Raw genomic sequence first — 25,641 nt, forward strand, 5'->3', positions numbered from 1 at the left:
GGCTAGCGGCCATGTTGTTCTCCTCGGAAAAGTTGAATGCCTTTTTCAGCATCAGCCAAACGAAGGATGACGGCGGGGCAAGATCTTCTTTATATTGATATCCCCCTATATTGAAGTCATCTCTGTACCTTTCCCTTTGCGGTTTTAGGCTTGCAGCGGGTCAGCTCTTTGGCTGTAAGCGGACGGGTGCAGGAGCATGAAGAAGCGGCGCGGCGCTTTATTGCTGCGGCTTTGCCTGATGGCTGCGCCACCTGCAGACCGAAGGCCCGCATCGCTCTTTCCACAGGAAAAGCAAGGGAGATGCGTCCATCCTGCGAGCCTGCAAAATTGACGGCCGTCGCGTAATTGTCGCTGCTCCGCAGCCATACGGAGCCAGAGTCTCCCGGTAGTGAGACAGGCTTTGCACCACGTATGACGCTTTGGTTGTGGAAGCTTAGTGTACCTAAATGTTCACCGTATTCTACCTGTACATCCGTATGGATCGATTCTACCCTTCCGGACACCCGCCCTGTCGTGCGGCCGACTTTTTTCATCTTTTCTCCAACCTTGTAAGACGTAACATATCCTGGTACCGCCCCGACAGTGGCGTAGCGGGGAGTAACAAGATTACTGAAGCGCGGGGCGGATATGGCGGCATCCATTAAATTTTGCCCGGATTTGCGCAGCTTCACGTAGCGGTACAGCGTTCCTACTCGGTCGGAAGAAAGGGTTCCGCCGTCTGCTCCGCCAGGCTGAAGCGTGGGGATCAGTCCACCTTTATTGTCCGGGTTCAGGACATGATTATTACTGAGCATATAGGTTACGCCCGACTGCTTCGGCTTGGCAACGATGAGACCCAAGGTACCGGAATACTCTGTCGTTCCGATGCTGTAGCCGGCACGTACGGGACGAATTCGCTGCTTGTAGCTGGCATTCGTCCTGAAGGGCTGTGAACGCACGATGCGGACCGGCGCACTTGTCCCGGTTGAATGGGCCGCTACAGTAGAAAGAGCGGATCTGGCTGCAGATAATGATTCCGTGTAAATGATGACGGCTGCCCCTTTTTTGTGATTCTTCGGGTCTTTGTATCCGACCCCTACTCCAAAAACGCCTTTGGCGGCAAGCCATTTTTTTGCATGTTTATTTTTCATTTTCAGTGCTGCTGCGAAAGTTGCCAACCTGATCAGTCCTCCTTTGTATTTACACAAGCAGTTTATGGGGAAGGAGGGCTTTTTGTTTAAGTTTTTCTTATTCTTTGGAACATTGTGGAATAAATCAATTTGTTGTACACTTTCGGGTACAGAGCGCCACGATATCCGCTTCATGGAGAAGGAGCTTTTCTATCAGACGCTGATCGGGTTTATCGATGAAAAGGAGGCTGCATGCATACAGGATTGAAATCACTGAACTATCCTCGCAAGTTAATGATATTTGGATTGCTCGCCTTGGTGTCCCTTGTCAGCACCCTGTGGATTTTGAATGTAAAGCTGCCGTCGGGCAGAGCCTCCTACACCTTTATTTGGTGGAATATGCTGCTGGCATGGATACCCGCTGTGCTTACCATCATATTGGATGTTTGTTATGCCATGAAGCGCCGCGGGATCAGGAATCTGCTGCTGACGGGTGCGGGCATTGTGTGGCTGGTTTTTTATCCGAATACGCCTTATTTGATTACGGACATGCTGCATGTGTTTGCAAGATATCCATTTCAACCTGGTGAACGCTTCTGGGCGGATACTGACTTTTGGAACCATACGTTTGCCATGCTGCTTGTAAGCTTGACAGGTTTGATGATGGGGAGTATGCTGTTGGATTCCGTGAGGCAATTGGTGCGCAGGTCATTCGGGTGGATGGCGGGTGTGCTGTTCGCTGTCATGGTGCTGCTGCTCAGCAGCTTCGCCATTTATATCGGACGTTTTATCCGCGGCAACTCCTGGGATATCGTCAAAGACCCGGTCTCACTGTACAAGCAATTGGCCGAGATTTGGTCTGCGCCTTCCGGACAGGAGCATATGCTGCATTTTTGCGGGATGATTTTTGCCGTTCTTGCGGCAGCTTATATGCTGACCTTGGCCGCGTCCTTGAACGGGAAGCCTGCCAAGGGAAAGTGATCAAGCATACACGATGAAGAGCTCGGAAGATTGATTGACAACAGGAAATGAGGTGTACAGCATGAATGGACAAAAGAGAGCGGATATCCGGCCAGGGCTGCTCGTTGATATTGTTTTAAAGCAGGACCAGCGTACAGGTAAGCTGACGCGGGGAACGGTCAAGGACATTCTGACCAACTCACCCGCCCATCCGCACGGCATTAAGGTGCGCTTGACGGACGGGCAGGTTGGGCGGGTGCAGCATATTATCGGGCAGCAATAGAAGCCGCGGAGAGCTTGTTGCTACATGCGCGCCGCCGGCTTCATTTTCGGAGAAGCTGCTGCGCTCCGGTAGCTTGCAAGCAAACGTCTGAAAATACTGTCCCAGGAATGGGCCCTGCTGCTTTCCCGTCCGGCGTCAGCAAGCCGGCGGCGCAAAGCGCCGTTATCCAGCAGCAGGGCTGCCGCCTCCGCGAAAGCAGCGGCATCATGGGCAGGACACAGCCAGCCATTGTTACCGTGGCTGATCAGGTCCTTGACGCCTCCTTCTCCGGCTCCGATCACCGCAGTTCCGCTTGCCATCGCTTCCAGCACAACGTTGCCGAACGTCTCGGTAGCCGACGGAAACAGGAACAGGTCAGCTGCCCCATACCACTCGGCCAGATCCTTACCGGTGACAAAGCCGAGCCGTTGCACCGCGTCCGCAGGCAGCCCGTGCGCGGCGGCATCCAGGCTGCGGCTAAGTGGACCGTCCCCGGCAACAACGAGAACTGTCTCGGAGCGCAGCCGCTCCGGGAGACGTCTGAACGATTCCAAGAGGATATCGATGCCTTTTTCGGGCGCCAGCCGGCCTACATATAAAATGATGTGTTTACGAGGTCTGATGTTCCATTTTGACCATAACTGCTCCCTTTGTCCGGCAGGGGAGAAAAGGTTTGCATCAATGCCTCTGCTCCATATTTCCAGATTGCGGAAGCCCTTGTTTTTCAATTCGGAAAAAGTGGATTGCGAAGGCACATAGACTCGCTCACAGTTTCTGTGAAACCACAGTATATACTTCCAGAGCGCGGGTTCCAGCCAGCGCAGCCTATAGTAGTCGAGGTATTTATCGAAATGGGTATGATAGGATGCGACAAGAGGTATATGATGCTTTGTCGCGTACGAAGCGCCGAACAATCCGAGGTTGAAGGGCGTGGCGACATGAATGAGCGTGGGGGAGAAGGAGCTAAGCCGGTTGTTGATCTGTTTGGCGTTGGGGATCGCCAGTTGACATTCCTTGTACAGAAAAAAGGGGATGCTGCGAAAACGCTCTACGTCCGGGCCCGCAGGCTGAGCCCTGTCGCCCTCCGGCGCGAACACGATACAAGGCACTCTGTGCTCGCGCAAGTATTCCGTCCATCTCGCCAAAGTCAGTGCCGCACCGTTAACATCCGGCGCAAAGGTATCCGTAAAAAGCGCCACCCGAAGCATACAATTTCCTCCCTCATCATAACAAACCGATGAAAGACCTAAAAGCGGTCTGTCTGCTTTGCAAGTACGTCGAAGACGTTTTCTTCATTATGACAGGGCTTTGTATGCTGAAATTCAGCTTAATGTAAAGGCAGCGTCACAGATGCAAGCAGACAACCAGTTCAACCATGTACGTTGACTTTGGCCACAATGGTCCGGCGTTCCCGGAACATGATGTAGTATAGAAGGGATGAAACGACATACAACAGGCCGGTGATGCTGAAGGTGATGGCATATCCCCAATAGTTCCCGTAGGTCGTTACGAGGTACGACTGCACCGGTCCCATAGTGGCCCACCCGAGCATGAAGGCGGTTTGCATCAGGGAGTTGGCTGTGCCGCGCCGTTTCGCTGATATTTTGTCCATCATCACGGCCGACTGAATGGGATTTGCCGCATTCATGAGCGCCTGCCGGAACAGAAAGCTGACGGATGCGGCCCACAGCAGATGGGTAAAACCTGTGACCAGCAGAAACGGAAGTGACAGCATTTGAAAGCAGACGACCGCCTTGACGGAACCGAGCCTTGCGGCAAGGAACGGGCCGATCAGCATGGAGACAATCGTCATGATCTGCCCAAGGGCAATCAGCAGGCTCATACCGCTCCATGAAACGTCGAAACGGTTCGTAAAGTATAGATTAAGGTAAGGAATCACCAGACCCGAGCCAAAGCCGATCAGAAGCTGTGTAATCACAAATTGCGCGATAAGCACGCGCTCACGTCTCGGCTGCGCTGCGTCCGTGCTGCTGTCAGCCGCAGCCGGTTTGCTGTCCACAGGGACAGCAGCCTCCGGGGTTTCGGATATGCGGATCAGAGGCAGGAAGGAGGCAAATGTGGAAATGCCACCGGCCATCAGCACGGCCTGCAGGCTGGCCGTCCGGCCAAAGCCCCAGGATTGCAGCAGATCTGCAATGACGCCGCCGCCAAGGCTGCCGATAACCTGTGCGGCAAGCACGAGCGACGAGTAGTAACTGAACATGCGCAGCCGATCGGACGGTTTTACATTTTCAGTTAAAAAGGGAATGGCCAGCACCTGAAAAAAAGCGGCAAAAATGCCGCTAAGCACGGCGAACAGCAGCATGCCTGGCTCTGCTTCCAGCAGCGAGCGGCCGGCAAAGACGGCCCCGCTGACCCATGCTCCGGCCATCAGCATCCGCTTGCGGCTGAGCCTGTCGCCGAGCAGGCCGACCGGGATGAACATAAGAGCGGTTGCCAAGGACTGGAGGCTGACGACGCTGCCGGTCATCGATTCGTTATAGCCGAGGCTTTCGATATATAGGTTATACAGCACGGAGAACATGCCTGTGCCGATCTGGTACAAAATGTTAGCGATGAAAAAAAGCCTGATATTCCGCGGCCACTGTTGAAATGATTGCATGAATGCTCCCCACCCTGTTGTTAAAGCGATCTTTCTATTCTAGCAGGGTTAAGCAATTTGCGGAAGAAGAAAGAGGGGCCTTCCGTCAGAGCACCAATTGAATTAATATGGGTAATAATAATCAATGGACAGTTTCCCTTAATTTGTTTATATTATTTCGGTATGAATTATTTTGGAGAAGCAGTTTTACCGCAGGAGGGATTTTTTTGGCATTTGGAGCACGGGTGTTAAAGACGGGCATTGCCGTGACACTGGCCCTCTTTTTAAGCTCATTACTCAATACCCAATCGCCCGTGGGCGCCGCTATCGCAGCCATTTTTGCCATGCAGCCTTCCATTTACCGTTCCTGGCGCTATTTTCTGGATCAGCTTCAGACCAGCACATTGGGTGCGATTGTGGCTCTGGCGGGGGGGATGGTGCTTGGCAATCAGCCTATTGCAGTCGGACTTATCTGCAGTCTGGTCATTATCATTTGTCTTCAGCTTAAAATGGCCGATACCATCGGTCTGACGCTGGTCACCGTCGTTTCCGTTATTGAGACAGCCGGTGACTGGCAGTTTGCGGTTTCGCGCTTTGCGCTCACCCTGATCGGCATCGTTTCGGCTTTTCTCATTAATATATTGGTCTTCCCGCCCAAACCGAAGAAGCAGTTTGTCGGCCATATTCAAAGCGTGTTCGCAAAAATGTCGCTGCTGCTGCGGACGGCCATATCAGATGAAATCAAAGAAACGGTGTTTCGTGAAGAAAAAAACAATCTGGAAGGCGCCGTAAAAGGCCTGTCTGACAAGTACAACCTGTTCGAGGAAGAGCAGAAGAAACTCAGGAGAGCGCGGTACAGCCAGACCCGCGAGATGGTCGTTTACAAGCAAATGCTGCTCAGCCTTGAAAAAGGGTTTGAGGTGCTGGATGCGGTGGAGCGGCACTATTTTCAGGCTGAGCGTCCTGACGGGACGGACAAATTTTTCGATAATCATCTGGAGCAGCTTATCCGCTTCCATGAGCACGCACTTTTGAAATTTGAGGATAAGCTGAAACCTAACGACGATGAATCGCATATTTTTGAAGAAGAAAATCGCATTTTTATGGAATCAGCCATTGCCCGTTATGACCAGACGCAGGAGGGGGTGCTGAGGCTGGCCATCGTGGCGGCGGCCATGTATGACTACGGCCATCAGCTCAGCCGTTTGAGCAGGCTTGCCGATCATATTCACCGTGGGGATGACGGCAAGGATCAGTCCGAGGGACTGAAGGCGTGGCTGCGCAGATCCTAGCAGCGCAGCTGAAAAAGGACGCCAACTGGCGTCCTTTTTCAGCTGCGTTATTATGTAGCAAATGCAATTGAGGATGTCAATACCCTCCCTTCAGGACTTGAGTTGCTGCCGGGAGTTTATACTAAAGTGTAGTCCGGGTGTGGATGAGAAAGAGGAGAGATGCCAAAAATGGATCAGGAATGGACAAAGGAGCAACAAAGGGTAGACGAAGTTACTTCCGATATCCGCGGCCGCATCCGCAAACTGGAGGCCGAGGTCGGCCGTGTCCGGGAGGATGTCGTCTCCATGAGAAAGGATTTCTGGGATGAAGTGACGATGAACTTCAGCGAATCCGATGATGTGGGCGAAACGTCCACAAGCCTTCGTCAGCAGTCCCAGGTGTTGTCGGACCGTGAACAGCGGCACAAGCAGTCGGCGGCTATGTTGAACCGGTTAAACCGTCTGCTGCAGTCGCCCTACTTCGGAAGAATTGATTTTGCGGAGGCAGAAGGCACAGAGGAGAAAATTTATCTTGGCATTGCATCCCTGATGGATGATGATGAGGTGGACTTTCTTGTCTATGACTGGCGCGCTCCGATATCCAATTTGTATTATGACAGCACACCAGGGCCTGCTTCCTATGAGACCCCGTCAGGTGCCATAGAAGGAGAGCTCACCCTGAAACGGCAGTTTGTGATCCGCGACGGGCGCATCCGTTTCATGTTCGATACAGGGGTAACGATCGGGGATGAACTGCTGCAGGCGGTTCTGAGCCGCAGCTCCGATGCCCAGATGAAAAGCATTGTGGCCACCATCCAGAAGGAGCAAAACCGGATCATCCGCGATGACCGCAGCCGGATGCTTATTGTACAGGGTGCGGCCGGAAGCGGTAAAACGTCTGCCGCTCTCCAGCGTGTAGCGTATCTGCTCTATAAGTACCGCGACCGCCTGAGTGCGGATCAGGTCGTGCTCTTCTCGCCAAACCCGATGTTTAACAGCTATGTGTCCACCGTTCTGCCCGAGCTTGGCGAAGAGAACATGAACCAGACCACGTTCCAGGAATACCTGGAGCGCCGTCTTGGCAGGGAGTTTCAGCTTGAGGATCCGTTCGAGCAGCTTGAATACGTGCTGTCCGCGTCCGGCCAGCCGGAATATGAGGCGCGGATGGAAGGCATCCGCTTCAAGTCGTCCCAAATCTTTCAGGGCATGATTGAGGGCTACAAGCAGCGGCTGGAGCGGGAAGGCATGATGTTCAAGCCGGTCCGCTTTCAAGGCCGCGAGGTCGTATCCGCCGCTGAAATGGTCCGGAAATTTTATGGTTTGGATCCTTCCATCCGATTGGCCAACCGTCTGGAGCTGCTGCGCGAATGGCTGCTGAAGGAATTGGCAGCATTCGGGAAAGCGGAGATTTCGGCCCCATGGGTCGACCAGCAGATCGAGATGCTGTCCAGTGAAGACTATCAGCGCGCCTACAATCGGCTCCGCCGCAAGAACAAGGGACTCGGCGAGACATTCGACGATTATGACCGTGAGCGGAGCATTCTGGCCAAAATGGTGGTCAGCGACCGCCTCAAGCCCTTGCGCAAATGGATTAAAGCGCTGCGCTTTGTTGACATCACGCGATTATACAGTGAACTGTTCCGCAACAGGGGGCTTGCAGAGCATCTGTCCGGCGGTACGGAGCTTCCCGCTAGCTGGGAGGAGATGAGCAGGCTGACGCTGGAGCGGATCAGCGAAGGCGGGCTGGCCTATGAGGATGCGACACCGTATTTGTATCTGCGCGAGATCACGCTCGGATTTCGCTCCAACAGCGGAATTCATCATGTGTTTATCGATGAGGCCCAGGACTATTCGCCGTTCCAGCTGTCTTTCCTGAAGCGCCTCTTCCCAAGAGCGAAAATGACGGCTCTCGGCGATTTCAACCAGGCTATCTACGCCCATGCTTCGGTGCTTCAGAACGCAGGCCCTCTGGCGGAATTGTACGGCCCCGATCAGACGGAACTGATTTCCCTGACCAGGAGCTACCGTTCCACCAAGGAAATTGTGGAGTTTACAAGAGGAATGGTCGCCGGCGGAGAGCATATCATTCCGTTCAACCGCAGTGGCGGCATGCCGGAGGTGACCGAGATTGGCACGCGCGAAGAGCTGCATCAAAGGTTAGCAAGGGATGTCGAAGCTTTGCTGGAAGAGGGTTATGAATCCATAGCCGTCATTTGTAAAACGGCCGGAGAAAGCTCCGCAGCTCATGAAGCGCTGAAGAAGCTGCTGTCTGTCAAGCCGCGGCTGATCAAAAAAACGACGCCTGCCTTTGAAAAAGGGATTCACATCATCCCCGCTTACCTGGCAAAAGGCGTTGAGTTCGACGCCGTCCTGATTTATGACGGTTCAAGCGGGCAGTACGCACGGGAAAGCGAGCGCAAGCTGTTCTACACGGCATGCACCCGGGCGATGCACTTGCTTCATATCTATTCCCTTGGCGAAACAACACCATTTGTGACAGAGCAATCCCCTGATACGTTCATTTATAGCGTGCTAACTAATAAATAACCCTTCATGGGATATCTCGAAAAGACCATTTTGGATTTAAAAGAGCGAGTATCGGTTAACGATGGCCTGGCCTTCCACCGATACTCGTTTTCTCTTACATACTTGGTGTAGGACCTCTAAAAAATATGATCAAAAATTGGGGGGCAACAGTGATTGTAGGAATGGTTCGTTCTCGGAGCGTCTCAAGCAATCGCTGTCACAATTTATTCCATCGCTGGGAAGACTATCGTATAGATGCACAAAGGGACGCGCTGATTTTTAGTTATTGCAACAGCAATATGTCATCTGATTTTACAAATCCTTACCTGCGGGATTATAATACGAGTCATATATTTTTCACCGGATTAGCAATTTTGAGAAAATGGAGGAAGTCCATATGAGTCTATTTAAACGTCCTGCGCTTGCGGATTGTGTTCCTGAGCTTGTGGCCACTGCAAGAGGGGACCGTCCGGCTTCGCTTGTCATTCTCGGCGGCAGGCTCGTTAATGTCGTTTCGGGGGAGATCATTCCGGGAATGTCCGTGGCCGTACAGGGCTCCCGGATCGCCTATGTCGGCAAGGATGTCAGCCATACGATCGGACCGGACACGGTTATTATTGAAGCAGAAGGACGTTATATCGCGCCTGGCCTGCTGGATGGACACTGTCATATCGAGAGCACCCAACTGACCGTGACCGAATTCGCGAAGGCGGTGCTTCCGCTGGGCACTACCGGGGGATTTTTCGATGCCCATGAAATTTCCAACGTGCTCGGCCTGAAAGGCCTTCGCCTCATGCTTGATGAAGCGCGGACAACACCGATGGCCGCTTATATGCAGGTCGCTTCCTGTGTGCCCTCCACGAATGCGGAACTGGAGACAACCGGCGCTTCCTTCGGCCCGGAGGAGGTGGCTGAGGCGTTAAGCTGGGGGCCGGATATGATCGGCCTCGGGGAAGTAATGAATTTTCCCGGTGTTGTGTATGGCGAGGAAACGATGATTGGCGAAATACAAGCAACGCTGCGTGCAGGCAAGGTCGCGGATGGACATTTTACGTGGGCGTCGGACGACTGGAGGCTGCCTGTGTATGCGGCCAGCGGAATTACGGGAGACCATGAGTGCGTGACCCCCGAGGATGTCGCCGAGCGGATTCGGCTGGGCATGTACGCCAAGATGCGGCAGGGCTCTGCCTGGCATGATGTGGCTGAAACGATCAAAGCCTGCACGGAGATGGGGCTGGATACCCGCCGCATGATGCTGGTGACGGATGACCGCAGCTCGGAGTCGCTGCTCAAGGAAGGGCATATGAACTTTGTTGTGCGGCATGCTATCGCCCAAGGGGTGAAGCCGGTCACCGCCTTCCAGATGGCGACGATTAATACGGCGGAGCGTTTTGGGGTTGCGAGAGATATCGGCTCGATTATCCCTGGCTCCATTGCGGATATCATTTTGCTGGAAGGCAGGCTTGCGGATGTACAAGTGTCAGCAACCATTGCCGCCGGGCGTATTGTGGCCAAGAACGGGAAAATGGTTGCAGACTGGGACAGCTTTACGTATCCCGGGGAGGTTTTGAATACGATGCGCATTGACCGGACGATCCGTGTCACCGATTTCGCTCTTCCGGCACCGGTTCGCGCAGGCGAGACGGAGGCACGGGTTATTAAGGTAACGGAAAACCATGTGGAAACGAAAGAAGTTAAAATGATGATTCCGGTAGAAGAGGGGAAGGCTGTTACAGATCCCGGCAAGGATTTGTGCAAAATCGCCGTCTTTGAGCGCCATAAAGGAACAGGCAACAGCGCTGTCGCTCTGGTTACCGGCATCGGATTTACGGAGCCTGCTGCCATAGCCATGACCGTGGCGCATGATAGCCATAACCTGCTCGTGATCGGCAACGATGACGAAATGATGGCCCGCGCTGCCAATCAGGTCATTTCCATGAAGGGCGGGTCTGCGGTGATTTCGGCTTCAAGGGAGGCTTTAATGCCGCTTCCGATCGCAGGTCTGATGTCTCCCGCTCCGTTTGCCGAGGTTGCGAAGCAGTCCGAAGGCATCAGCACAGCTCTGCAGCATGCGGGCTGCACGCTCAATAACGCGTTTATGACGCTGTCGCTGCTGGCGCTCGTTGTCATTCCGGAAATCCGGCTGTCCGACAAGGGACTCGTAGCCATCGGGGCGGACGGCATTCACATGGTTTCGCTGTTTACAGCTGATGAGACAGAGAGAGTATAGCAAAGACATTTGTTTGGGAGAACAAGCAGTAAGCGGCTTCCGGTCGGGAGCCGCTTTATTGTGCTTTACGCCTGCGATGGGTCAAAGCGGAAGCGGCATGAACGCAATCTGCTGCGAGCCATGCTCCTTGCGGTAGCAGGAGGGAGTCATGCCATTCCATTTTTTGAACGTGGCAATAAAATAGCTTAAGTTATCGAAGCCCACCTCCAGCGCGATATCCACCACTTTACGGTCGCTCTGCTCCAGCAGCAGACTGGCCTTCTGGATTCGGTAATGGTTAATATATTCAATCGGGCTTTTCTGCACCATCTGCTTGAAGAACCGGCAAAAATGGCCCTCGCTCATACCCACCTTGTCGGCAATGTCTTTCAGCCGGACAGGCTCCTGATAGTGCTCATGGATGTAACCGAGCGCAACTTTGATACGTTCCACCTTGGAAAGACCGGTGTTCGCTTCCAGCGGTTCTCCTGCGGCCGGTATCATCTGCGGATACATGCTGGCGAAGATGGCATACAATTGTGCTTTGGTGGAAATTTCCTTCGCCGGATGCCGCGTATTGTGATCCCGCAAAATTTTATTCAATGAATCCAGTATTTCCCGGCCCCAGGTTTCCGTTCCTTTCATATGGACCGGCGGCAGTAATGTTTTGTGAAGAACCGGTTCGATAAAGCGCTGCTGGATTACATCGGGGCCATGGCTGAGCAGCATTTTCGGGTCAAAGACAACGGCAGAGAAAACACAGTGGTCATCGTGATGCAAATAGCCGGCATGCAGCACTCCGCTGTTCACAAACAGCGCTTCACCCGCCCTGACCTCCGTATGCTGCATATCCGTCTGAAAAAGGGCGCTTCCGCTGCGTACCAGGATCAGCTCCATTTCGTCATGCCAGTGGCAGTCCAGTATACAGTTGCCGTTCAACTGCTCGACATCGGGATATACGCTTACAGGAAAGGACGGAAGGCCATGCACCCGGTTTTCGCGGAGCGTTTCGCGTCTCATCTGGCACACTCCTATCTGAGGCTGAAAAGCCACATCTAATCTCAAATCCATCAATATTGTGTTACTATTCATCAAAATATCAAAAGAAAACCCTTTCTTAAATCAATATTATTATAATTAAGAATTCAGCAAATTCCAATACTATAGTAGTGCATACCGATGCAGAAGATGCAGGGAGGAAGCAAGCAATGAAATTTACAGACGGCTATTGGATGATCCGCAAGGGTTATGAAGTTCAGAATCCGGCGGATGTTCGGGATATTGTGACAGATGGTTCTTCCATGACGGTATTTGCCGCCACCAAAAGAATCGAGAGAAAAGGGGACACGCTGAACGGTACGCTCCTGAAAGCGACATACAGCTCGCCGATGCCGGATGTCATCCGTGTTACGCTTAATCATCACAAAGGACAGGTAAAAAAAGGTCCTGAATTTGAAATTGGGACACAGCCGACGGAAGTGCAGATTTCCGAGCAGGAGGAAGCGGTTGTGCTGCAGAGCGGCAAGCTCAGTGTCCGTGTTGGACGGGGCAAGGGCTGGGATGTTGGTTTTCACTATGACGGCACCCGGCTGACCGGCAGCGGCCACCGCGGCCCAGGATATATCAAGGACCCTGTGGAGAAACCTTATTTCAGGGAACAGCTTGAGCTTGGCGTTGGCGAATACGTCTATGGCTTGGGTGAACGCTTTACACCGTTTGTCAAAAACGGGCAGATTGTGGATATCTGGAATGAAGACGGGGGGACAAGCAGCGAGCAGGCATATAAAAATGTTCCTTTTTACCTGTCAAGCAAAGGTTACGGCGTGTTCGTCAACCATCCGGAGCGTGTCTCCTATGAGATCGCATCCGAGAACGTATCCAAGGTACAGTTCAGCGTGGAAGGCGAAACTCTGGAATACTTCATTATCGGCGGCAAAGATCCGAAAGAGGTGCTGGATAACTACACCAAGCTAACCGGCAAGCCTGCGCTTCCTCCGGCATGGACGTTTGGCCTGTGGCTGACGACCTCCTTTACAACCGATTACGATGAAGCGACGGTTAACCATTTTGTGGACGGCATGGCTGAGCGTGATCTTCCGCTGTCTGTCTTCCATTTTGACTGCTTCTGGATGAAGGAATACCAATGGTGCGATTTTGAATGGGATAAAGATATGTTCCCTGATCCGGAGGGCATGCTGCGCCGTCTGAAAGAAAAGGGCCTTAAAATCTGTGCCTGGATCAACCCGTATATCGCAGAGAAATCAATCCTGTTCGATGAAGGCATGGAAAACGGGTATCTGGTGAAAAGAGCGGACGGCAGTGTATGGCAGTGGGATATGTGGCAGGCTGGCATGGCCCTTGTTGACTTCACCAATCCGGATGCGGTGGCATGGTACCAAAGCAAGCTGGCGACACTAATCGATCAGGGCGTGGATTGCTTCAAAACCGATTTTGGCGAGCGCATACCGACCGATGTTGTATATTATGACGGCTCCGATCCTTATAAAATGCATAACTATTATACTCATTTATACAATAAAGCTGTTTTTGAATTGCTGGAGCAGAGACTTGGTAAAAATGAAGCAGCCCTGTTTGCCCGTTCCGCTACGGCTGGCGGCCAGCAATTCCCGATTCACTGGGGCGGCGATTGCTCCTCCACTTATGAATCGATGGCAGAGTCCTTGCGTGGAGGACTGTCGCTCGGCTTGAGCGGATTTGGCTTCTGGAGCCATGATATCAGTGGTTTTGAAAATACGGCAACACCGGATGTATACAAACGGTGGGTACAATTTGGCTTACTGTCCTCCCACAGCAGACTGCACGGCAGCTCATCTTATCGTGTGCCATGGCTGTTTGACGAGGAAGCGGTGGATGTGGTGCGCGTATTTACGAAGCTGAAATGCTCCCTGATGCCATATTTGTACAACTCGGCCGTGGAATCATCCGTGCGCGGATTGCCGATGATGCGGGCGATGCTGCTGGAGTTCCCGGACGATCCGACAACACATGCGCTTGACCGCCAGTACATGTTTGGTGAATCGCTGCTGGTCGCTCCGATCTTCAACGAAGAAGGCAGCGTGCAGTATTATGTGCCGGAAGGACGCTGGACGAATCTGCTTACGGGCGATGTAGTGGAAGGTGGCCGCTGGCGCAAGGAAAACCACAGCTTCATGACCTTGCCGGTGCTGGTGAAGCCGAACAGCCTGATCGCATTTGGAAGTGAGGACAGCCGTCCGGATTACGATTATGCCGATGGCGTGCAGCTTCACTTGTTCGAGCTGGAAGACGGCGCTGACGCGAAGAGTATCGTGAGCAATACAACCGGAGAAGTTGAGCTGACTGTATCCGTCAAGCGTGAAGGCGGGAAGCTGTCGATCTTGTCTGAAGGAGCTGGCAAGCCTTGGAGTCTTGTGCTGCGTGGAATCAGCGAGGTGTCAGGCATTGACGGAGGAAGCAGTGAGCAGGGCAGTCAAGGTATCGTCATCACACCGACCGCTTCAGCGGGAGCTGTAACTGTAACTCTGTAATACGCATGGCATTGAAATAGTACAATGGCCGTTCCGTTATCATCGATAACTGGGACGGCCATTTCTTCATTATACTCATTCGTCCAGCTTCATTAATTCCGGCAAGTTCAATGACATGGAAATGTTGCACAGCATACCTCTGGCGAGAAAAAGCAAGGTTCTTTCAGCAGGATTGGCAATGCCGGCTGCAACAAAAGCATCAAGCACCATCTGTCTGATGTTGCTGAAGCCTTCCCGCATCACTTCGACGATTGGGGCATCCATAATGGTCTGGGCCTGCATTTGCAGCAGCACTTCATTGCGGTGTTCATACATGATCCGCACGTAGGCGGATATCAATTCTTCCTCCAGACGCTCTGGCGGAACCGTGCTTACGACATGGCTGAAGGAATCCGCAATGCGTGCCCAGGAAACCTTCAGCGCTTCCAGCAGCAGTTCCTCTTTTGTGGAAAAAAACTTGAAAATATACGGCTGCGAAATATTCGCCCGCTCTGCTACTTTGGCCGTGGTTGCCCTGTAAAATCCCAATTCCGCAAAAACTTCAATAGCGGCGGAAATAATATCGCTCTGCCGACTGGCGGAAACCGATGAATTTTTTGCCATAGGTAGCATCATCCTTCTCTTTTTGAGCATTTGTGATTAATCAATCACTAAACAAACTATACATGCCTTTAAGACAGAATGCAATAGCGATGCTGAAATCATTACCATAACGGTAATAAACAAAAAATGCAGCAGGCCTGAGAGATTCAGGGCTGTTGCATTTTCAATGTTCAGCTATATTGCTGTATGTGGTTCACATTCATTTTTCACCAAGGGAGTGTTCCGTTTTCGTCAAAGAATCCGCCTGTTGGACCATCTTCAGGAAGTGTTGCCAGCTTCACCACGACATTGGTTGCTTGCTCAACCGTGCGAATACCTGTAAAACCGTTCAGATCAGTAGCTGTAAAGCCCGGGTCGGCAGAGTTTACTTTTATTTTGCTGTCCTTCAATTCAAAAGCGAAATGGACAGTAAGCGCATTAACTGCTGTTTTCGAAGCATTGTACACCAATGTTTTGTAATCTTTATATTCGAAGGCTGGATCACTCTGCAAGGTAAGCGACCCCAGTCCGCTGGACAGGTTCACAATCCGTCCGGCTTCAGATTTGCGCAGCAGAGGCAGCATCGTTTTCATCATGGCAAATACCCCGAAGACGTTGAGTTCAAATGTCCCTTTTAGCGCCTCCATTGGGGTTGTGGAAGGAAGTGATATCCCTTCAAGCTTCCCGACACCACCAGCATTGTTGATCAGAACGTCAAGTTTGCCATACAACTCGTCAATTTTTTGGGCTGCTGCATCTATGGTTGCCTGATCCGTAACATCCACTTCAATAAAAGAGGCGTTAATTCCTTCGGCGCGCAGTTTTGCTTCCGCCTCAGTGCCTCTTTCCATATTTCTTGCTCCGACGAATATCGTATGGCCTTGTAAACCGAGCTGACGTGCCGTTTCGAATCCAATCCCCTTATTTGCTCCTGTAATCAGGATAACTTTCTGTTCTTGTACTGACATCATGATTCCTCCCAATAAATTGATGTGAGTTGTGCTTACATATAGCTAAGGCAGAGGCCCCAGCGCATTGAAATTTTTGATTTGCTGTTATAGGCACATCTATAAGGTATAATAGTTAGTAATTGTTAACGAGGGGCACGTTTATCCTAGGAGAAAAACTCCCATAATCTTTTAGATAAGCTATAGAGAGGGCTGAAGGATTTGTTAAAAGTAGACCGCCGTCAAGAATTGGCGCAGTTTCTGCGGAGCCGCCGGGAACGTATTTCACCACAGCATGCGGGAATTATGGAGGGAGGGAGGCGGCGTACCCCGGGTCTGCGGCGTTCGGAAGTCGCGATGCTGGCCGGAATGAGCCAGGATTGGTATACCTATCTGGAGCAGGGCAGGGATATTCAAGTATCCTCCGAAGTTTTGGAAAGCTTGGCCCGTGTTCTTCAATTAAATGCCAACGAGCGAAAGCACTTGTTTTTGCTTGCCCATAGACATTTTCCGGTAGAAGAAAAATCTTCTGAAGTACGAATAAGCGCCACACTCCAGCATTTTCTCGACCAAATGGAGGTCCATCCGGCCAGCGTAATTGATGCCAGATTAAATATTGTCGGATGGAATAATGCCTTCCGCTCCGTTTACGGCAATTACGATGAACTCTCTGAGCGGGAACGGAACTTGGTATGGATTACGTTTACCTCTGATTATTTCCGCCAGATCAAGGGAGAGCATTGGGAGGAAGCTGCACTGCGCTGTCTGGCCCAATTTCGTGCCGGGTACGGTCGGTTTGTAGAGGATCCGTGGTGGTCCCAGCAAATTGCGGAATTGTCCGCCATCAGTGAAGAATTCAAAGCAATGTGGCAGCGTCAGGAAGTGATCTATGCATCAGAAGGACTAAAGCAGTTGTATCATCCGGTTGCAGGTGAACTGACTTTTCATAATTTATCGTTTACAGCGAATGAATCACCCGAATTGCAGGTTGTCATTAATATGCCCTTTGAGGGAACAGATACGACAGAGAAGGTGCGGCGACTTTTGGCAACAGGGAATTTTGCCTGAAACTCCGGTAAAATAGACGGAAGCATGGCCAACAAATACGCCGTGTTTATGATTTTGTCAAAGAAAAAAAGGATTACAAATGCAAAACAGGCTGCACCGGAATGCAGCCTGTTGATTAACTTTTATTTTGTTTGGGGTACTTTCTCCCAATCCTTCAGGAAGCGCTCAATACCGATGTCTGTAAGCGGGTGCTTCCACAAGGCGGGAAGAAGGGAGCCAGGGATGGTCGCAATATGAGATCCCGCCAGGGCAGCGTCCTCCACATGCTTAATATTGCGGATGGAGGCGGCAATAATTTCCGACTTGAGATCATGGAAGTCGAGAATTTGCCGCAAGTCACGAATCAGCTGCAAACCGTCCACGGCAATGTCATCCAGACGACCGACAAACGGGCTGATGAAGGTAGCGCCGGCTTTGGCGGCCATCAGGCCCTGAGCGGCGGAAAAGATAAGTGTGACATTGGTCTTGATGCCGTTCTTGGACAACTCATGGCAGGCATACAGACCGTCCTCGGTCATCGGCAGCTTGATGACAACATTGGAAGCCCATTTTGCGATTTCGTAAGCTTCCTTCAGCATTTCTTCTGCCTTAAGGCCGATCACTTCAGCACTTACAGGGCCTTTGACGATGCCGCAGATTTCCTGAATGACTTCCTTGAACACTCTTCCTTCCTTGGCGATCAGGGAAGGGTTGGTGGTTACACCGTCAACAAGGCCGAGACGTTCAATCCGTTTGATTTCCTCAATATTGCCGGTATCCAAGAAAAACTTCATAAAGAACTCCTCCTTAGTTTTTGTGCTCATTTTAGATTCTGCAAAATGAACGGAAAACAACCCTCAATCTGCAAAAAATTGTTGATGATAGCATTATACTGGCTTAAAAAGTATAATTAGTATGTGAATTCGGCCGAATAAGAATGCGGGAGGCAATGACTATTGCACTGGATTGCGATGATCACGATGCTGATCGACCATATTGGAGCGGTGTTTCATCCGAATGAACTCGCTCCATGGCGGATTATAGGAAGGATTGCCTTCCCGCTTTACACCTTTGCCCTGTATCTGGGGTATCTGCACACCAGGAATATGAAACGCTACATGATACGTTTATTTGTGCTGGCTTTGCTGTCACAGCTGCCCTTTATGTTTGCATTTGGCACAACCGGCCTGAACGTTATTTTTACGCTGCTGTCGTCTCTGCTGGCGCTGGCGGGCGCAGACAGGCTGAGAAGGCCGGGTCTGATGATTCCCTTTTATATTATTATCGGGGCATTTATGGAATGGTCCCATATGGATTACGGCGCATATGGTCTTGGACTTGTACTGATCTTTCGCTATACGCGGGGGATGTGGATGGTCCTCGCCCATTTTGTACTGAATCTTCTGTATGAGCTATGGAATTATCGTTATATCGGTTACATATATTATCAACCATTTACGATGGTTCAGCATTACAGCTTGATCTCCACTGTTGTGATCAGTCTGTTTCAGTCAAGTCCAGGGGTGTTCCGCAGGACGGCTCCGCGTTGGTTGTGGATCAGCTTTTACCCGGTTCATCTGGCAGTCATCGCGCTCATTATTATCCATCAGGTCGGCTTTGAAGCGGTTTTGGATAAAATTGTTGACGATTTCTATAGCAAGCACAGGTAAAAAGCTGCACGGAGCAGCAGAGAACGAAGCTATTCCGGAAAAGCGTCAGCGTTCAACTTTGGAGGAATGCTTCGTTATTTCCTGCAAGTGGTCTATGTTTTTGGCGGCTGCTCCTCGGCAACCATGAAATAAGAGGTAAGCTCCTGCAGCTCTTCAGCCATAATGCTTAGCTTATTGGACGAAGCGGTGATGGTCTCTATCGATGCCCACTGATCCTTTACGGTCCGGGAAATTTCGCCGCTGCTGGCCGCTGTTTTGCTGATCATGGCAGACAGGTGATCGGAAGCAGCCTTCATTTCCTGAATACCGGCCGAAATTTCGACAGTTGCTGCACACATGTATTGTACCTGCTCTGTCACCTGGGCGATGGCTTGCTGCATGTTCATAAATACGTCTGAGGCCATTTTAACCATTTGTGATGTATCGCCAGCCGAATGGCTACTCTCCGTCAAACGATGAACGATTTCCATTCCTTCATCAGAGCGCTGCCGCAGCAGCTCCGTTTCTCTTACCAATTTGGTGGAATATTCGGTTACGTTCTGCAGTACGTTCGCCATGTCGGACATGGCTAGCGCGCTGTCAGCGGTGGCTTTGGCCTGAACGCCTATATTCCCGGCAATTTCATTAACATTCCGATTGATGACATTGGCATTGCTGCCGTTTTGCTCACAGATGGCAAGCAGCTCCTTGGAGGATTCACTCACTTCGTCCGTCGTTTGCTTCACTTTGGCCATAATGTCGTTCATTCTGCTGATCATATGGTTGAATCTTTCATTCACCTGACCAAGGTCGTCCTTTCCGGTCTGGATGCGGATGTCCAGTCTGCCCCGGCTGACTTCCTCAATACCGTTGATCAGAGCCTTGACGGGAGCAAGGGTTCCTTTGACGACAAGATACTGCAGCAGCAGACAAATGATAAGAAAGCCGGCAAGAATGAGGAGATTATGAACAACCAGCCTCTCCAGACCGTCACGTATCACGCTGGCATCGGCATCTACGGCAAAATAGGCGAATTTTTTGTTGGTTTCGTCCATGATGGGATAGATAATGGTGGTGAATTCGCCGAAGCTGTCCTGATAAATGTCGGTAAAAACCGGCTTGCCTGTATCCAGCATTTTGCCCAAGGCTTGCGCCACTTCGGTCGGTTGCTGGTACATATCACCTACATCCAGCTTCCATTTCTGCTTCATTTCTTGTTTCAGAGGGGTCGGCATGGCTACGATGGACGTACCGAGACGGTTTTTCCCACCAAGCTCTGTACCGAAAATATAAGCATACTCGATATTGGGATTGTGTCCGGACACGGCATCCAGATAGGTCCGCAGCTTTGTCTGGGCCGGCCCATTGTAGCTCTGTTCCTTCATGGCTATGCGGACAAGACCGGAATCCAGTCCTGCATACCACTCCGCCGTGGTCCTTTCAATCTGATTGCGCAACTGATCTGTGAGGATGCTTCGCTGGTTAAAATAGCTTGAACAAATGAGTGCCGTGCCAATCAGGGTAATATTCATGAACGACAATAACAGATTTTTATGAAAAAAAGATAGTGTGCGCCAATTCAACAAAACATCCACTCCTATATTGCGATAATTCGACAATGGCCGACAAATTCATCATAATCGATTTTGAATACAAACATCAATGAAATGGTGGATAATTCTATGAAACACGTTATAATTAGCCTGAAATCTATAAGAAGAATAATATACGTAGCGGGCTGCTAGAGAAAGGGCTGGCTATAAACTAGTCTGTGTAATGATTGTACTAATAAGTTCGGGAGTTGATAAGATGAATTTAAAAAAGGCGGCCGCAGAAAAAGCGGTGGAGGCGATCAAGGATGGCATGTGCATTGGGCTTGGAACAGGCTCTACAGCATACTGGGCGATACAGAGAATCGGGGAGCGGGTCAGGGACGGCCTGAAAATCGAAGCAGTGGCGACATCGGTCGCATCGGAGGAGCTGGCCGTTCAGCTTGGCATTCCCATTGTTCCCTTTGAAAACATAACGAGACTGGATATTACGATTGATGGGGCCGATGAAGTAAATCCGGAGCTGCATTTGATCAAAGGCGGCGGCGGGGCGCTGCTGCGCGAAAAGATCGTTGCGGCCAATACGGATTATTTTATCGTGGTCGCCGATGAAAACAAGGCCGTGGATACGTTGGGCAGCTTTGCACTGCCTGTTGAAGTTGTGCCTTTTGCAAGCGAATGGACCAAGAGAAGACTGGAGGCTTCCTGCCCGGATGTGCAGTGGCGGTTAAAGGACGGTGTGAAGTATATAACCGATAACGGCAACTACATCGCCGATTGTCGGTACGGAGAGATCAACGATCCGGCGGCGCTGGAAGCGATACTGAACAGCATTCCCGGTGTGGTGGATAACGGTTTGTTCGTCGGAATGGCTGACAAAATCATTATTGCCAAATCCGACGGAGAGCTGGATATCCGGGTGAAATGAGCACCGCAGCTCCAAAATAGCGGCGGTGCTCCAGTTTTGCAAACTTGACATCTCCATGCAATTGCGATATCTTTGAATGAAGATAATTGTATGGAGGATTTTAATATGTCTGAAACTCTAGATGATCGTGAATTAGCTCTTAATTTATTTGTAGTGCTCGCCCGTGCTTATAATTCGGTCACCTCCCGTACCAACCGGGATATTCACAGCCATGGCTTGAACACGACCGAATTCGGCGTACTGGACCTGCTCTATCACCGGGGGCCGCAGCCTTTGCAGAAGATCGGAGAGAAGGTCCTTATTTCCAGCGGGAATATAACGTATGTTGTGGATAAGCTGCAGAAGAAGAACCTGCTTAGACGCCGCGCGTCCCAGGACGACCGCCGGGTCATTTTTGCAGAGCTGACGGAGGAAGGCAGACACTTTTTCGAGCAAATTTTTCCCCAGCATAAGCAGGTCATCTCTGACACGGTCAGCGGACTTTCGGCAGAGGAGAAGGAGCGGGCAGTTGCTTTGCTGAAAAAGCTTGGGCTATCAGCGGAAGGTTCTATTTAATGGTATCTGTCAGTACAGCGCTTATCTACCGTACCGGTTTGCTGACCGGTACTTTTTTTGCCGATCGGAGAGTCGGTATGCCGTGATTGGAGGGGAATGATTATGAAGCATAGGCATGAAGAGCTCCTCTATTCTTACATGGATGATCCGCAGGTGATTGAGGATCTGAAGCGTATCAGGGACCTTGGCCTTACGCAGACCTGCATTGCCGCCGGTTATGTAAGAAATCGGGTCTGGGACAAGCTGCACGGTTATGTGGCTCTGACTCCCTTGAACGATATTGATGTTATTTATTATGATCCCGGCAATACGCTGGAGGAAAGGGATTATCATTTGGAGCAGCTGCTGAACCGGGGGCAAATCAACCGCCACTGGTCGGTGAAAAATCAGGCCCGCATGCATGAGCGCAACGGCGATCCTCCTTATGCTTCCGCAGAGGATGCCATGCGGTATTGGCCCGAGACAGCGACAGCAGTGGGCATTTACATGGACGTTCAGGATGTTATGCACACTGTTGCGCCATTTGGCCTTGACGATCTGTTTGAAATGAGAGTCAAAAAAAGCCCGTATTTCCGAAATACGACCGCGTTCCGGGTACGTGTGTTTCAAAAGGAATGGCTTGACACCTGGCCGCTGCTGATTATGGATGAGCAGAGATGAAACAATGATGGAGAATCATGAAAGGGGTTAAAGATGAATGCTTAAAAATATCAAGTCCGAAACGGATCGGCCCGAAGTGCGCGAGCTGCTCGGTTATGCTGACGTAGCGGGCAGGGAAGATGAAGAAGAACTCATCAACCGTTACAAGGCGGACGACCGTCTGCATTTGTACGGCTATGAGGATGACGGGCTGATTGTAGGACTGCTGGGGTTCGAGCGCAAGGATGAGGGAGTTATTCATCTGCATCATATTGCGGTGCTGCCGGAGAACCGGCTGAAGGGCTACGGGCGGGGAATGCTGCTTCAGCTCATCAAGGATCTTAATCCGCAGCAAATCACCGTGGATACTGACGAAGAAGGTGCCCAATTTTTCCGGAATCTCAGCTTTACAGTGCACGGATCAGAGGATACTGTGACAGGTCTGGAATATTTCCACTGTATCTATGATATGGAGGAGGAAGAATAAGCATTTACCGTGCCGAAGCTGTCTCTTATCTCATAAGCTAGGATATCGGGAGTAGAAATCTGATGATCCGCCGGCCAGGAGGTGAGAGGGTTGATGTACCGCTATACGGCCATTGGCGATTCACTTACGGCCGGGACAGGGGCACTGCCAGGAAACGGATTTGCTCCGTTATATTCGAGGTCAATCGAGAAATATTCGGGTACCCGGGTCCTCTATCAGAATTTGGGGGTCAATGGAATGACTTGTCCTGAGCTGCTGCGAAATGTGGCAAGTTCCTCTGTCTACAGGACCGCTCTGGTGCAGGCAGATATTATAACCGTCTCCATTGGAGGAAATGACCTGATCCGTCTGGCCAAATCATCCGGGAGCAAAAATATCCGCTCCGAATTGGCTCGGCTGCAGGGGTGTTTGCATCAGACACTTGCCGGACTATACAGTATAAAAGCAGGCAGCCGTTCGCCGTTTCTGATTCGATTCGTCGGCCTGTACAACCCTTTTCCGGAGATGCCTGAAGCCGTCTTGGGAATTCGCAGCTTCAATGCCTCTTTAAGCTCGCTGAGCGGTCCATACTGTCGTGTGGCCCATATTTATCGCGAATTTGAGGGCAGGGAGCGGCAGCTGCTTTCGGTTGACGGGATTCATCCTAACGGGCGCGGCTACCGCGTGATTGCCGCCCGGCTTAACAAGCTTGGTTTTGCGCCGTTGTTCTGACCGGAAAAGCACGAAAAAAGGAAGCTCTTGCCTAGTAGGCGAAGAACTTCCTTTTTTTGGCGTCGTCCTGCAACTCAACCTGTCAGCTTGCGGTACCAGCTGCGCAGCGCCCATTTGCGCTCGCTTCGCCGCCGGTATTTGGGGAGGGAACGGTAGACAGCCAAGGATTGTGCAAACGCCTCAGCCGCTGCGGATTTCATGCCGAGGGAGCGGTACAGCATGCCGGACAAGTAATATCCTTCGCTAGAGGAGCTCTGTATGCTCTGAAATTGCTCCAGGTAAGCGAGAGCCTTGTTATGATCGGTGTCCTTGAATGCGGCTGCCAGGCGCAGGTAGGGCTCACCATATTGTACACGCGGGTTAATATCCAGGGCGCGCAGCAGATGAACTTCACCCTGCTCCTTGTCGCTTTCCATCAGCTCGGCCGTCCCGACGGCGCACCAGTAATCTGCCGATTGCTCGTAGCTTGAACGAATGTCCTGCAGCAGCCCGATTGCTTCGGCGTACTTTTTCCTCTCAAGCAGGCTGCGGGCAAGGTCAAAACGGGCGGATACATCGCTTGCGTTCAAGGCGATCTGCTGGCGCAGCCTGCTCTCATTGCGTCTCCGTTTCCAGGGCCGGGTCAGGCTCGGGAATATCCCGACAAATTTGCGGTCCAGCGCATAAATGACCACGATTATAATCAACAATGCCAGAAAGGGATTACCTACAAGCCACCACAGCAGGGAAAACAGAATCAATTTGCTCATAATTGTTGTTTCAGCTCCTCAACCCGGATCAGTAATGCTAATTCATTCGCTTCCATATTATAGCACAAGATTATAGCATATGGCCGGATTGAGGATAGAAGAAAAGCTAGTTGCTTTTATTAAGCAATGTCGGTCTGTTCGCGCCGCTTTTCCTCTGCTGGATGACAAACAGGACGATACCTAGCAGGCATAACGCGCCGCCGAATACGGCCAGCAGCCAGGCTGACGAGACGGCTCCGCCAAGATCCATGCTTCTTCCCGTCCAGAGCGGAAGGAGCGCTCCTCCGACACCACCTGCCGCAATCAGGAGGCTTGTGGTCATGTCCTCGGTATCCGGCAGCATTCTGCTGGCAAAGACGAGGGCAATGGAGAAAATGCCCGACATCGCAAGTCCAAGCAAAATGATCAGGGCAAAGGTGCCTGCTGCTCCGTTTGCAAGCGGAAACAGCAGAAACAGCAGCGCCGCGGCAGCCGAACTGATGACCACGTAACGCCCGTATCCGTAGGCATCCGCTATTTTCCCAGAGAATAAACGTCCCACCGACATGGCAAGCCAAAAGCAGGTCACGCCCAGGGCAGCCTGGGCTTCACCAAGCTCCAGTCTTTCAAGCAGCATGGATGGCAGGAAATTGGCCAGGCTCATTTCCGTACCGACATACAGGAAGAAAAACAGGATGAACAGTGTCAGCAGCGGCAGCATTCGTGATTGATATATGACTTTGCGCTCAGAGGATGCTGTTATAGAAGCTTGCCGTTCATTGAGCACAGGATCAAGCTTCCCGAAGGATACTGTCAACCAGAATATGGCCATGGCTGCCGCCATCAGGGCGATGATCGGAAAGGAGAATCTCCACATGCCAAGCGCGATCAGCCAGCCGGCAAGCGCAGGCATAGCCAGGGCGCCCAGGCCGAAAAACACTTCAAGACGGCTCATCACCGAACCTGTGCTTTCCTTGACCCCGCCGATGACAATGGTGCCGATGACGGCTTCGACCATGCCGAAGCCGAACCCTGACACCGCGCCTATCAGGTACAACCATCCCCATGGCGGAAGCAGGGCGTATAACATTTGGGCAGCACACAGCAAAAACAGAGCCATTACGAGAGTGGGACGCTTCCCGGTTCTGGCCGCCAGGGCGGGAGAGATAAGCACGCCTATAAGAAAGCCGGCAAACTGGGCAAAAATAAGGGTGCCTCCGTCCGTATAATCTCTGCCGTAATGTGCCAGCAGCACAGGCAGCAGAGAGCCAATAATAACATGGGCAAGACCGATCAGCAGGTACGAAAATCCGCCGATCCATAACAATCGTTTCAAAAAAGGTTCAGCTCCT

Annotated in this window: 23 protein-coding genes; 13 read left to right on the plus strand and 10 right to left on the minus strand. The window is 51.5% G+C overall.

Annotation, left to right across the window (positions count from 1 at the left end):
• Positions 1-116 precede the first annotated feature (116 nt).
• Entirely contained in the window at positions 117-1,157 is a 1,041-nt protein-coding gene (locus ACE41H_RS06825; RefSeq protein WP_375354229.1) for a chymotrypsin family serine protease, read from the minus strand.
• 204 nt (positions 1,158-1,361) lie between these two features.
• Between ACE41H_RS06825 and ACE41H_RS06830 the strand changes: the two genes are divergently transcribed.
• Positions 1,362-2,090, plus strand: coding sequence for a DUF1361 domain-containing protein (locus ACE41H_RS06830; protein WP_375354231.1), 729 nt, complete (start codon positions 1,362-1,364; stop codon positions 2,088-2,090).
• A 61-nt stretch (positions 2,091-2,151) separates the two neighbouring features.
• Positions 2,152-2,352: a YwbE family protein gene (locus ACE41H_RS06835; protein ID WP_375354233.1), complete on the plus strand. Its 201-nt coding sequence runs from the start codon at positions 2,152-2,154 to the stop codon at positions 2,350-2,352.
• Between the two features lie 20 nt (positions 2,353-2,372).
• Here the strand turns inward: ACE41H_RS06835 and ACE41H_RS06840 are convergent, their stop codons facing one another.
• On the minus strand, positions 2,373-3,539 hold the full coding sequence (locus ACE41H_RS06840) for a glycosyltransferase family 4 protein (protein ID WP_375354235.1): 1,167 nt from the start codon (positions 3,537-3,539) through the stop codon (positions 2,373-2,375).
• Positions 3,540-3,700: 161 nt separating this feature from the next.
• Entirely contained in the window at positions 3,701-4,954 is a 1,254-nt protein-coding gene (locus ACE41H_RS06845) for an MFS transporter (RefSeq protein WP_375354237.1), read from the minus strand.
• A 206-nt stretch (positions 4,955-5,160) separates the two neighbouring features.
• Between ACE41H_RS06845 and ACE41H_RS06850 the strand changes: the two genes are divergently transcribed.
• The 3 genes from ACE41H_RS06850 to ade all read left to right on the plus strand — a co-directional run bounded on the left by ACE41H_RS06850 (position 5,161) and on the right by ade (position 10,960).
• Positions 5,161-6,225 (plus strand): FUSC family protein, encoded by a 1,065-nt coding sequence (locus ACE41H_RS06850; RefSeq protein WP_375354239.1) that lies wholly within the window; start codon positions 5,161-5,163, stop codon positions 6,223-6,225.
• Positions 6,226-6,393: 168 nt separating this feature from the next.
• Positions 6,394-8,751 (plus strand): RNA polymerase recycling motor HelD, encoded by a 2,358-nt coding sequence (gene helD / locus ACE41H_RS06855; RefSeq protein WP_375354241.1) that lies wholly within the window; start codon positions 6,394-6,396, stop codon positions 8,749-8,751.
• A 376-nt stretch (positions 8,752-9,127) separates the two neighbouring features.
• The gene (gene ade / locus ACE41H_RS06860) at positions 9,128-10,960 is read left to right on the plus strand and encodes an adenine deaminase (protein WP_375354243.1); all 1,833 of its coding nucleotides are present in this window, start codon (positions 9,128-9,130) and stop codon (positions 10,958-10,960) included.
• 81 nt (positions 10,961-11,041) lie between these two features.
• Here the strand turns inward: ade and ACE41H_RS06865 are convergent, their stop codons facing one another.
• Complete coding sequence (locus tag ACE41H_RS06865) at positions 11,042-11,959, minus strand: helix-turn-helix transcriptional regulator (RefSeq protein ID WP_375354245.1); 918 nt, start codon at positions 11,957-11,959, stop codon at positions 11,042-11,044.
• 188 nt (positions 11,960-12,147) lie between these two features.
• Here ACE41H_RS06865 and yicI point away from each other — a divergent pair, with 188 nt between their 5' ends.
• Positions 12,148-14,466: an alpha-xylosidase gene (gene yicI / locus ACE41H_RS06870; protein WP_375354247.1), complete on the plus strand. Its 2,319-nt coding sequence runs from the start codon at positions 12,148-12,150 to the stop codon at positions 14,464-14,466.
• A 75-nt stretch (positions 14,467-14,541) separates the two neighbouring features.
• On the opposite strand, the gene ACE41H_RS06875 is transcribed toward yicI, so the two are convergent.
• Both ACE41H_RS06875 and ACE41H_RS06880 read right to left on the minus strand, forming a co-directional pair.
• Positions 14,542-15,069: a TetR/AcrR family transcriptional regulator gene (locus tag ACE41H_RS06875; protein WP_375354249.1), complete on the minus strand. Its 528-nt coding sequence runs from the start codon at positions 15,067-15,069 to the stop codon at positions 14,542-14,544.
• 206 nt (positions 15,070-15,275) lie between these two features.
• On the minus strand, positions 15,276-16,019 hold the full coding sequence (locus ACE41H_RS06880) for an SDR family oxidoreductase (protein ID WP_375354251.1): 744 nt from the start codon (positions 16,017-16,019) through the stop codon (positions 15,276-15,278).
• 198 nt (positions 16,020-16,217) lie between these two features.
• On the opposite strand from ACE41H_RS06880, the gene ACE41H_RS06885 reads away from it, so the two are divergent.
• Positions 16,218-17,063, plus strand: coding sequence for a helix-turn-helix transcriptional regulator (locus tag ACE41H_RS06885; RefSeq protein ID WP_375354253.1), 846 nt, complete (start codon positions 16,218-16,220; stop codon positions 17,061-17,063).
• A gap of 122 nt (positions 17,064-17,185) precedes the next feature.
• On the opposite strand, the gene fsa is transcribed toward ACE41H_RS06885, so the two are convergent.
• On the minus strand, positions 17,186-17,836 hold the full coding sequence (gene fsa / locus ACE41H_RS06890; protein WP_375354255.1) for a fructose-6-phosphate aldolase: 651 nt from the start codon (positions 17,834-17,836) through the stop codon (positions 17,186-17,188).
• A 162-nt stretch (positions 17,837-17,998) separates the two neighbouring features.
• Between fsa and ACE41H_RS06895 the strand changes: the two genes are divergently transcribed.
• The gene (locus ACE41H_RS06895) at positions 17,999-18,712 is read left to right on the plus strand and encodes a TraX family protein (RefSeq protein ID WP_375354257.1); all 714 of its coding nucleotides are present in this window, start codon (positions 17,999-18,001) and stop codon (positions 18,710-18,712) included.
• 92 nt (positions 18,713-18,804) lie between these two features.
• Here the strand turns inward: ACE41H_RS06895 and ACE41H_RS06900 are convergent, their stop codons facing one another.
• Complete coding sequence (locus tag ACE41H_RS06900) at positions 18,805-20,277, minus strand: methyl-accepting chemotaxis protein (protein WP_375354258.1); 1,473 nt, start codon at positions 20,275-20,277, stop codon at positions 18,805-18,807.
• Positions 20,278-20,500: 223 nt separating this feature from the next.
• Between ACE41H_RS06900 and rpiA the strand changes: the two genes are divergently transcribed.
• The 5 genes from rpiA to ACE41H_RS06925 all read left to right on the plus strand — a co-directional run bounded on the left by rpiA (position 20,501) and on the right by ACE41H_RS06925 (position 23,561).
• Positions 20,501-21,169, plus strand: a complete 669-nt coding sequence (gene rpiA / locus ACE41H_RS06905) for a ribose-5-phosphate isomerase RpiA (protein WP_375354260.1) — start codon at positions 20,501-20,503, stop codon at positions 21,167-21,169.
• Positions 21,170-21,274: 105 nt separating this feature from the next.
• Positions 21,275-21,724 carry a MarR family winged helix-turn-helix transcriptional regulator gene (locus ACE41H_RS06910; RefSeq protein ID WP_375354262.1) on the plus strand — a complete coding sequence of 150 codons (450 nt, stop codon included), beginning with the start codon at positions 21,275-21,277 and terminating at the stop codon, positions 21,722-21,724.
• Between the two features lie 102 nt (positions 21,725-21,826).
• Positions 21,827-22,384, plus strand: a complete 558-nt coding sequence (locus ACE41H_RS06915) for a nucleotidyltransferase family protein (protein WP_375354264.1) — start codon at positions 21,827-21,829, stop codon at positions 22,382-22,384.
• 37 nt (positions 22,385-22,421) lie between these two features.
• A complete protein-coding gene (locus tag ACE41H_RS06920; RefSeq protein ID WP_375354266.1) occupies positions 22,422-22,850 on the plus strand; it encodes a GNAT family N-acetyltransferase in 429 nt (142 codons plus the stop codon).
• Between the two features lie 93 nt (positions 22,851-22,943).
• Positions 22,944-23,561 carry a GDSL-type esterase/lipase family protein gene (locus ACE41H_RS06925; protein ID WP_375354502.1) on the plus strand — a complete coding sequence of 206 codons (618 nt, stop codon included), beginning with the start codon at positions 22,944-22,946 and terminating at the stop codon, positions 23,559-23,561.
• A gap of 74 nt (positions 23,562-23,635) precedes the next feature.
• Here the strand turns inward: ACE41H_RS06925 and ACE41H_RS06930 are convergent, their stop codons facing one another.
• Together ACE41H_RS06930 and ACE41H_RS06935 are read right to left on the minus strand one after the other, a co-directional pair.
• Positions 23,636-24,310, minus strand: coding sequence for a tetratricopeptide repeat protein (locus ACE41H_RS06930; protein WP_375354268.1), 675 nt, complete (start codon positions 24,308-24,310; stop codon positions 23,636-23,638).
• 106 nt (positions 24,311-24,416) lie between these two features.
• A complete protein-coding gene (locus tag ACE41H_RS06935) occupies positions 24,417-25,625 on the minus strand; it encodes an MFS transporter (RefSeq protein ID WP_375354269.1) in 1,209 nt (402 codons plus the stop codon).
• Positions 25,626-25,641 lie beyond the last annotated feature (16 nt).

The organism is Paenibacillus enshidis, assembly GCF_042136365.1.
GTDB classification, from domain to species: Bacteria; Bacillota; Bacilli; order Paenibacillales; family Paenibacillaceae; genus Paenibacillus; species Paenibacillus enshidis.

Coding starts and splice junctions, on each gene's coding strand:
- ACE41H_RS06830 (WP_375354231.1), top strand. CDS start 1,362: ATGCATACAGGATTGAAATCACTGAACTATCCTCGCAAGTTAATGATA.
- ACE41H_RS06835 (WP_375354233.1), top strand. CDS start 2,152: ATGAATGGACAAAAGAGAGCGGATATCCGGCCAGGGCTGCTCGTTGAT.
- ACE41H_RS06840 (WP_375354235.1), bottom strand. CDS start 3,539: ATGCTTCGGGTGGCGCTTTTTACGGATACCTTTGCGCCGGATGTTAAC.
- ACE41H_RS06845 (WP_375354237.1), bottom strand. CDS start 4,954: ATGCAATCATTTCAACAGTGGCCGCGGAATATCAGGCTTTTTTTCATC.
- helD (WP_375354241.1), top strand. CDS start 6,394: ATGGATCAGGAATGGACAAAGGAGCAACAAAGGGTAGACGAAGTTACT.
- ade (WP_375354243.1), top strand. CDS start 9,128: ATGAGTCTATTTAAACGTCCTGCGCTTGCGGATTGTGTTCCTGAGCTT.
- ACE41H_RS06865 (WP_375354245.1), bottom strand. CDS start 11,959: ATGAGACGCGAAACGCTCCGCGAAAACCGGGTGCATGGCCTTCCGTCC.
- yicI (WP_375354247.1), top strand. CDS start 12,148: ATGAAATTTACAGACGGCTATTGGATGATCCGCAAGGGTTATGAAGTT.
- ACE41H_RS06875 (WP_375354249.1), bottom strand. CDS start 15,069: ATGGCAAAAAATTCATCGGTTTCCGCCAGTCGGCAGAGCGATATTATT.
- ACE41H_RS06880 (WP_375354251.1), bottom strand. CDS start 16,019: ATGATGTCAGTACAAGAACAGAAAGTTATCCTGATTACAGGAGCAAAT.
- fsa (WP_375354255.1), bottom strand. CDS start 17,836: ATGAAGTTTTTCTTGGATACCGGCAATATTGAGGAAATCAAACGGATT.
- rpiA (WP_375354260.1), top strand. CDS start 20,501: ATGAATTTAAAAAAGGCGGCCGCAGAAAAAGCGGTGGAGGCGATCAAG.
- ACE41H_RS06910 (WP_375354262.1), top strand. CDS start 21,275: ATGTCTGAAACTCTAGATGATCGTGAATTAGCTCTTAATTTATTTGTA.
- ACE41H_RS06915 (WP_375354264.1), top strand. CDS start 21,827: ATGAAGCATAGGCATGAAGAGCTCCTCTATTCTTACATGGATGATCCG.
- ACE41H_RS06920 (WP_375354266.1), top strand. CDS start 22,422: ATGCTTAAAAATATCAAGTCCGAAACGGATCGGCCCGAAGTGCGCGAG.
- ACE41H_RS06925 (WP_375354502.1), top strand. CDS start 22,944: ATGTACCGCTATACGGCCATTGGCGATTCACTTACGGCCGGGACAGGG.
- ACE41H_RS06930 (WP_375354268.1), bottom strand. CDS start 24,310: ATGAGCAAATTGATTCTGTTTTCCCTGCTGTGGTGGCTTGTAGGTAAT.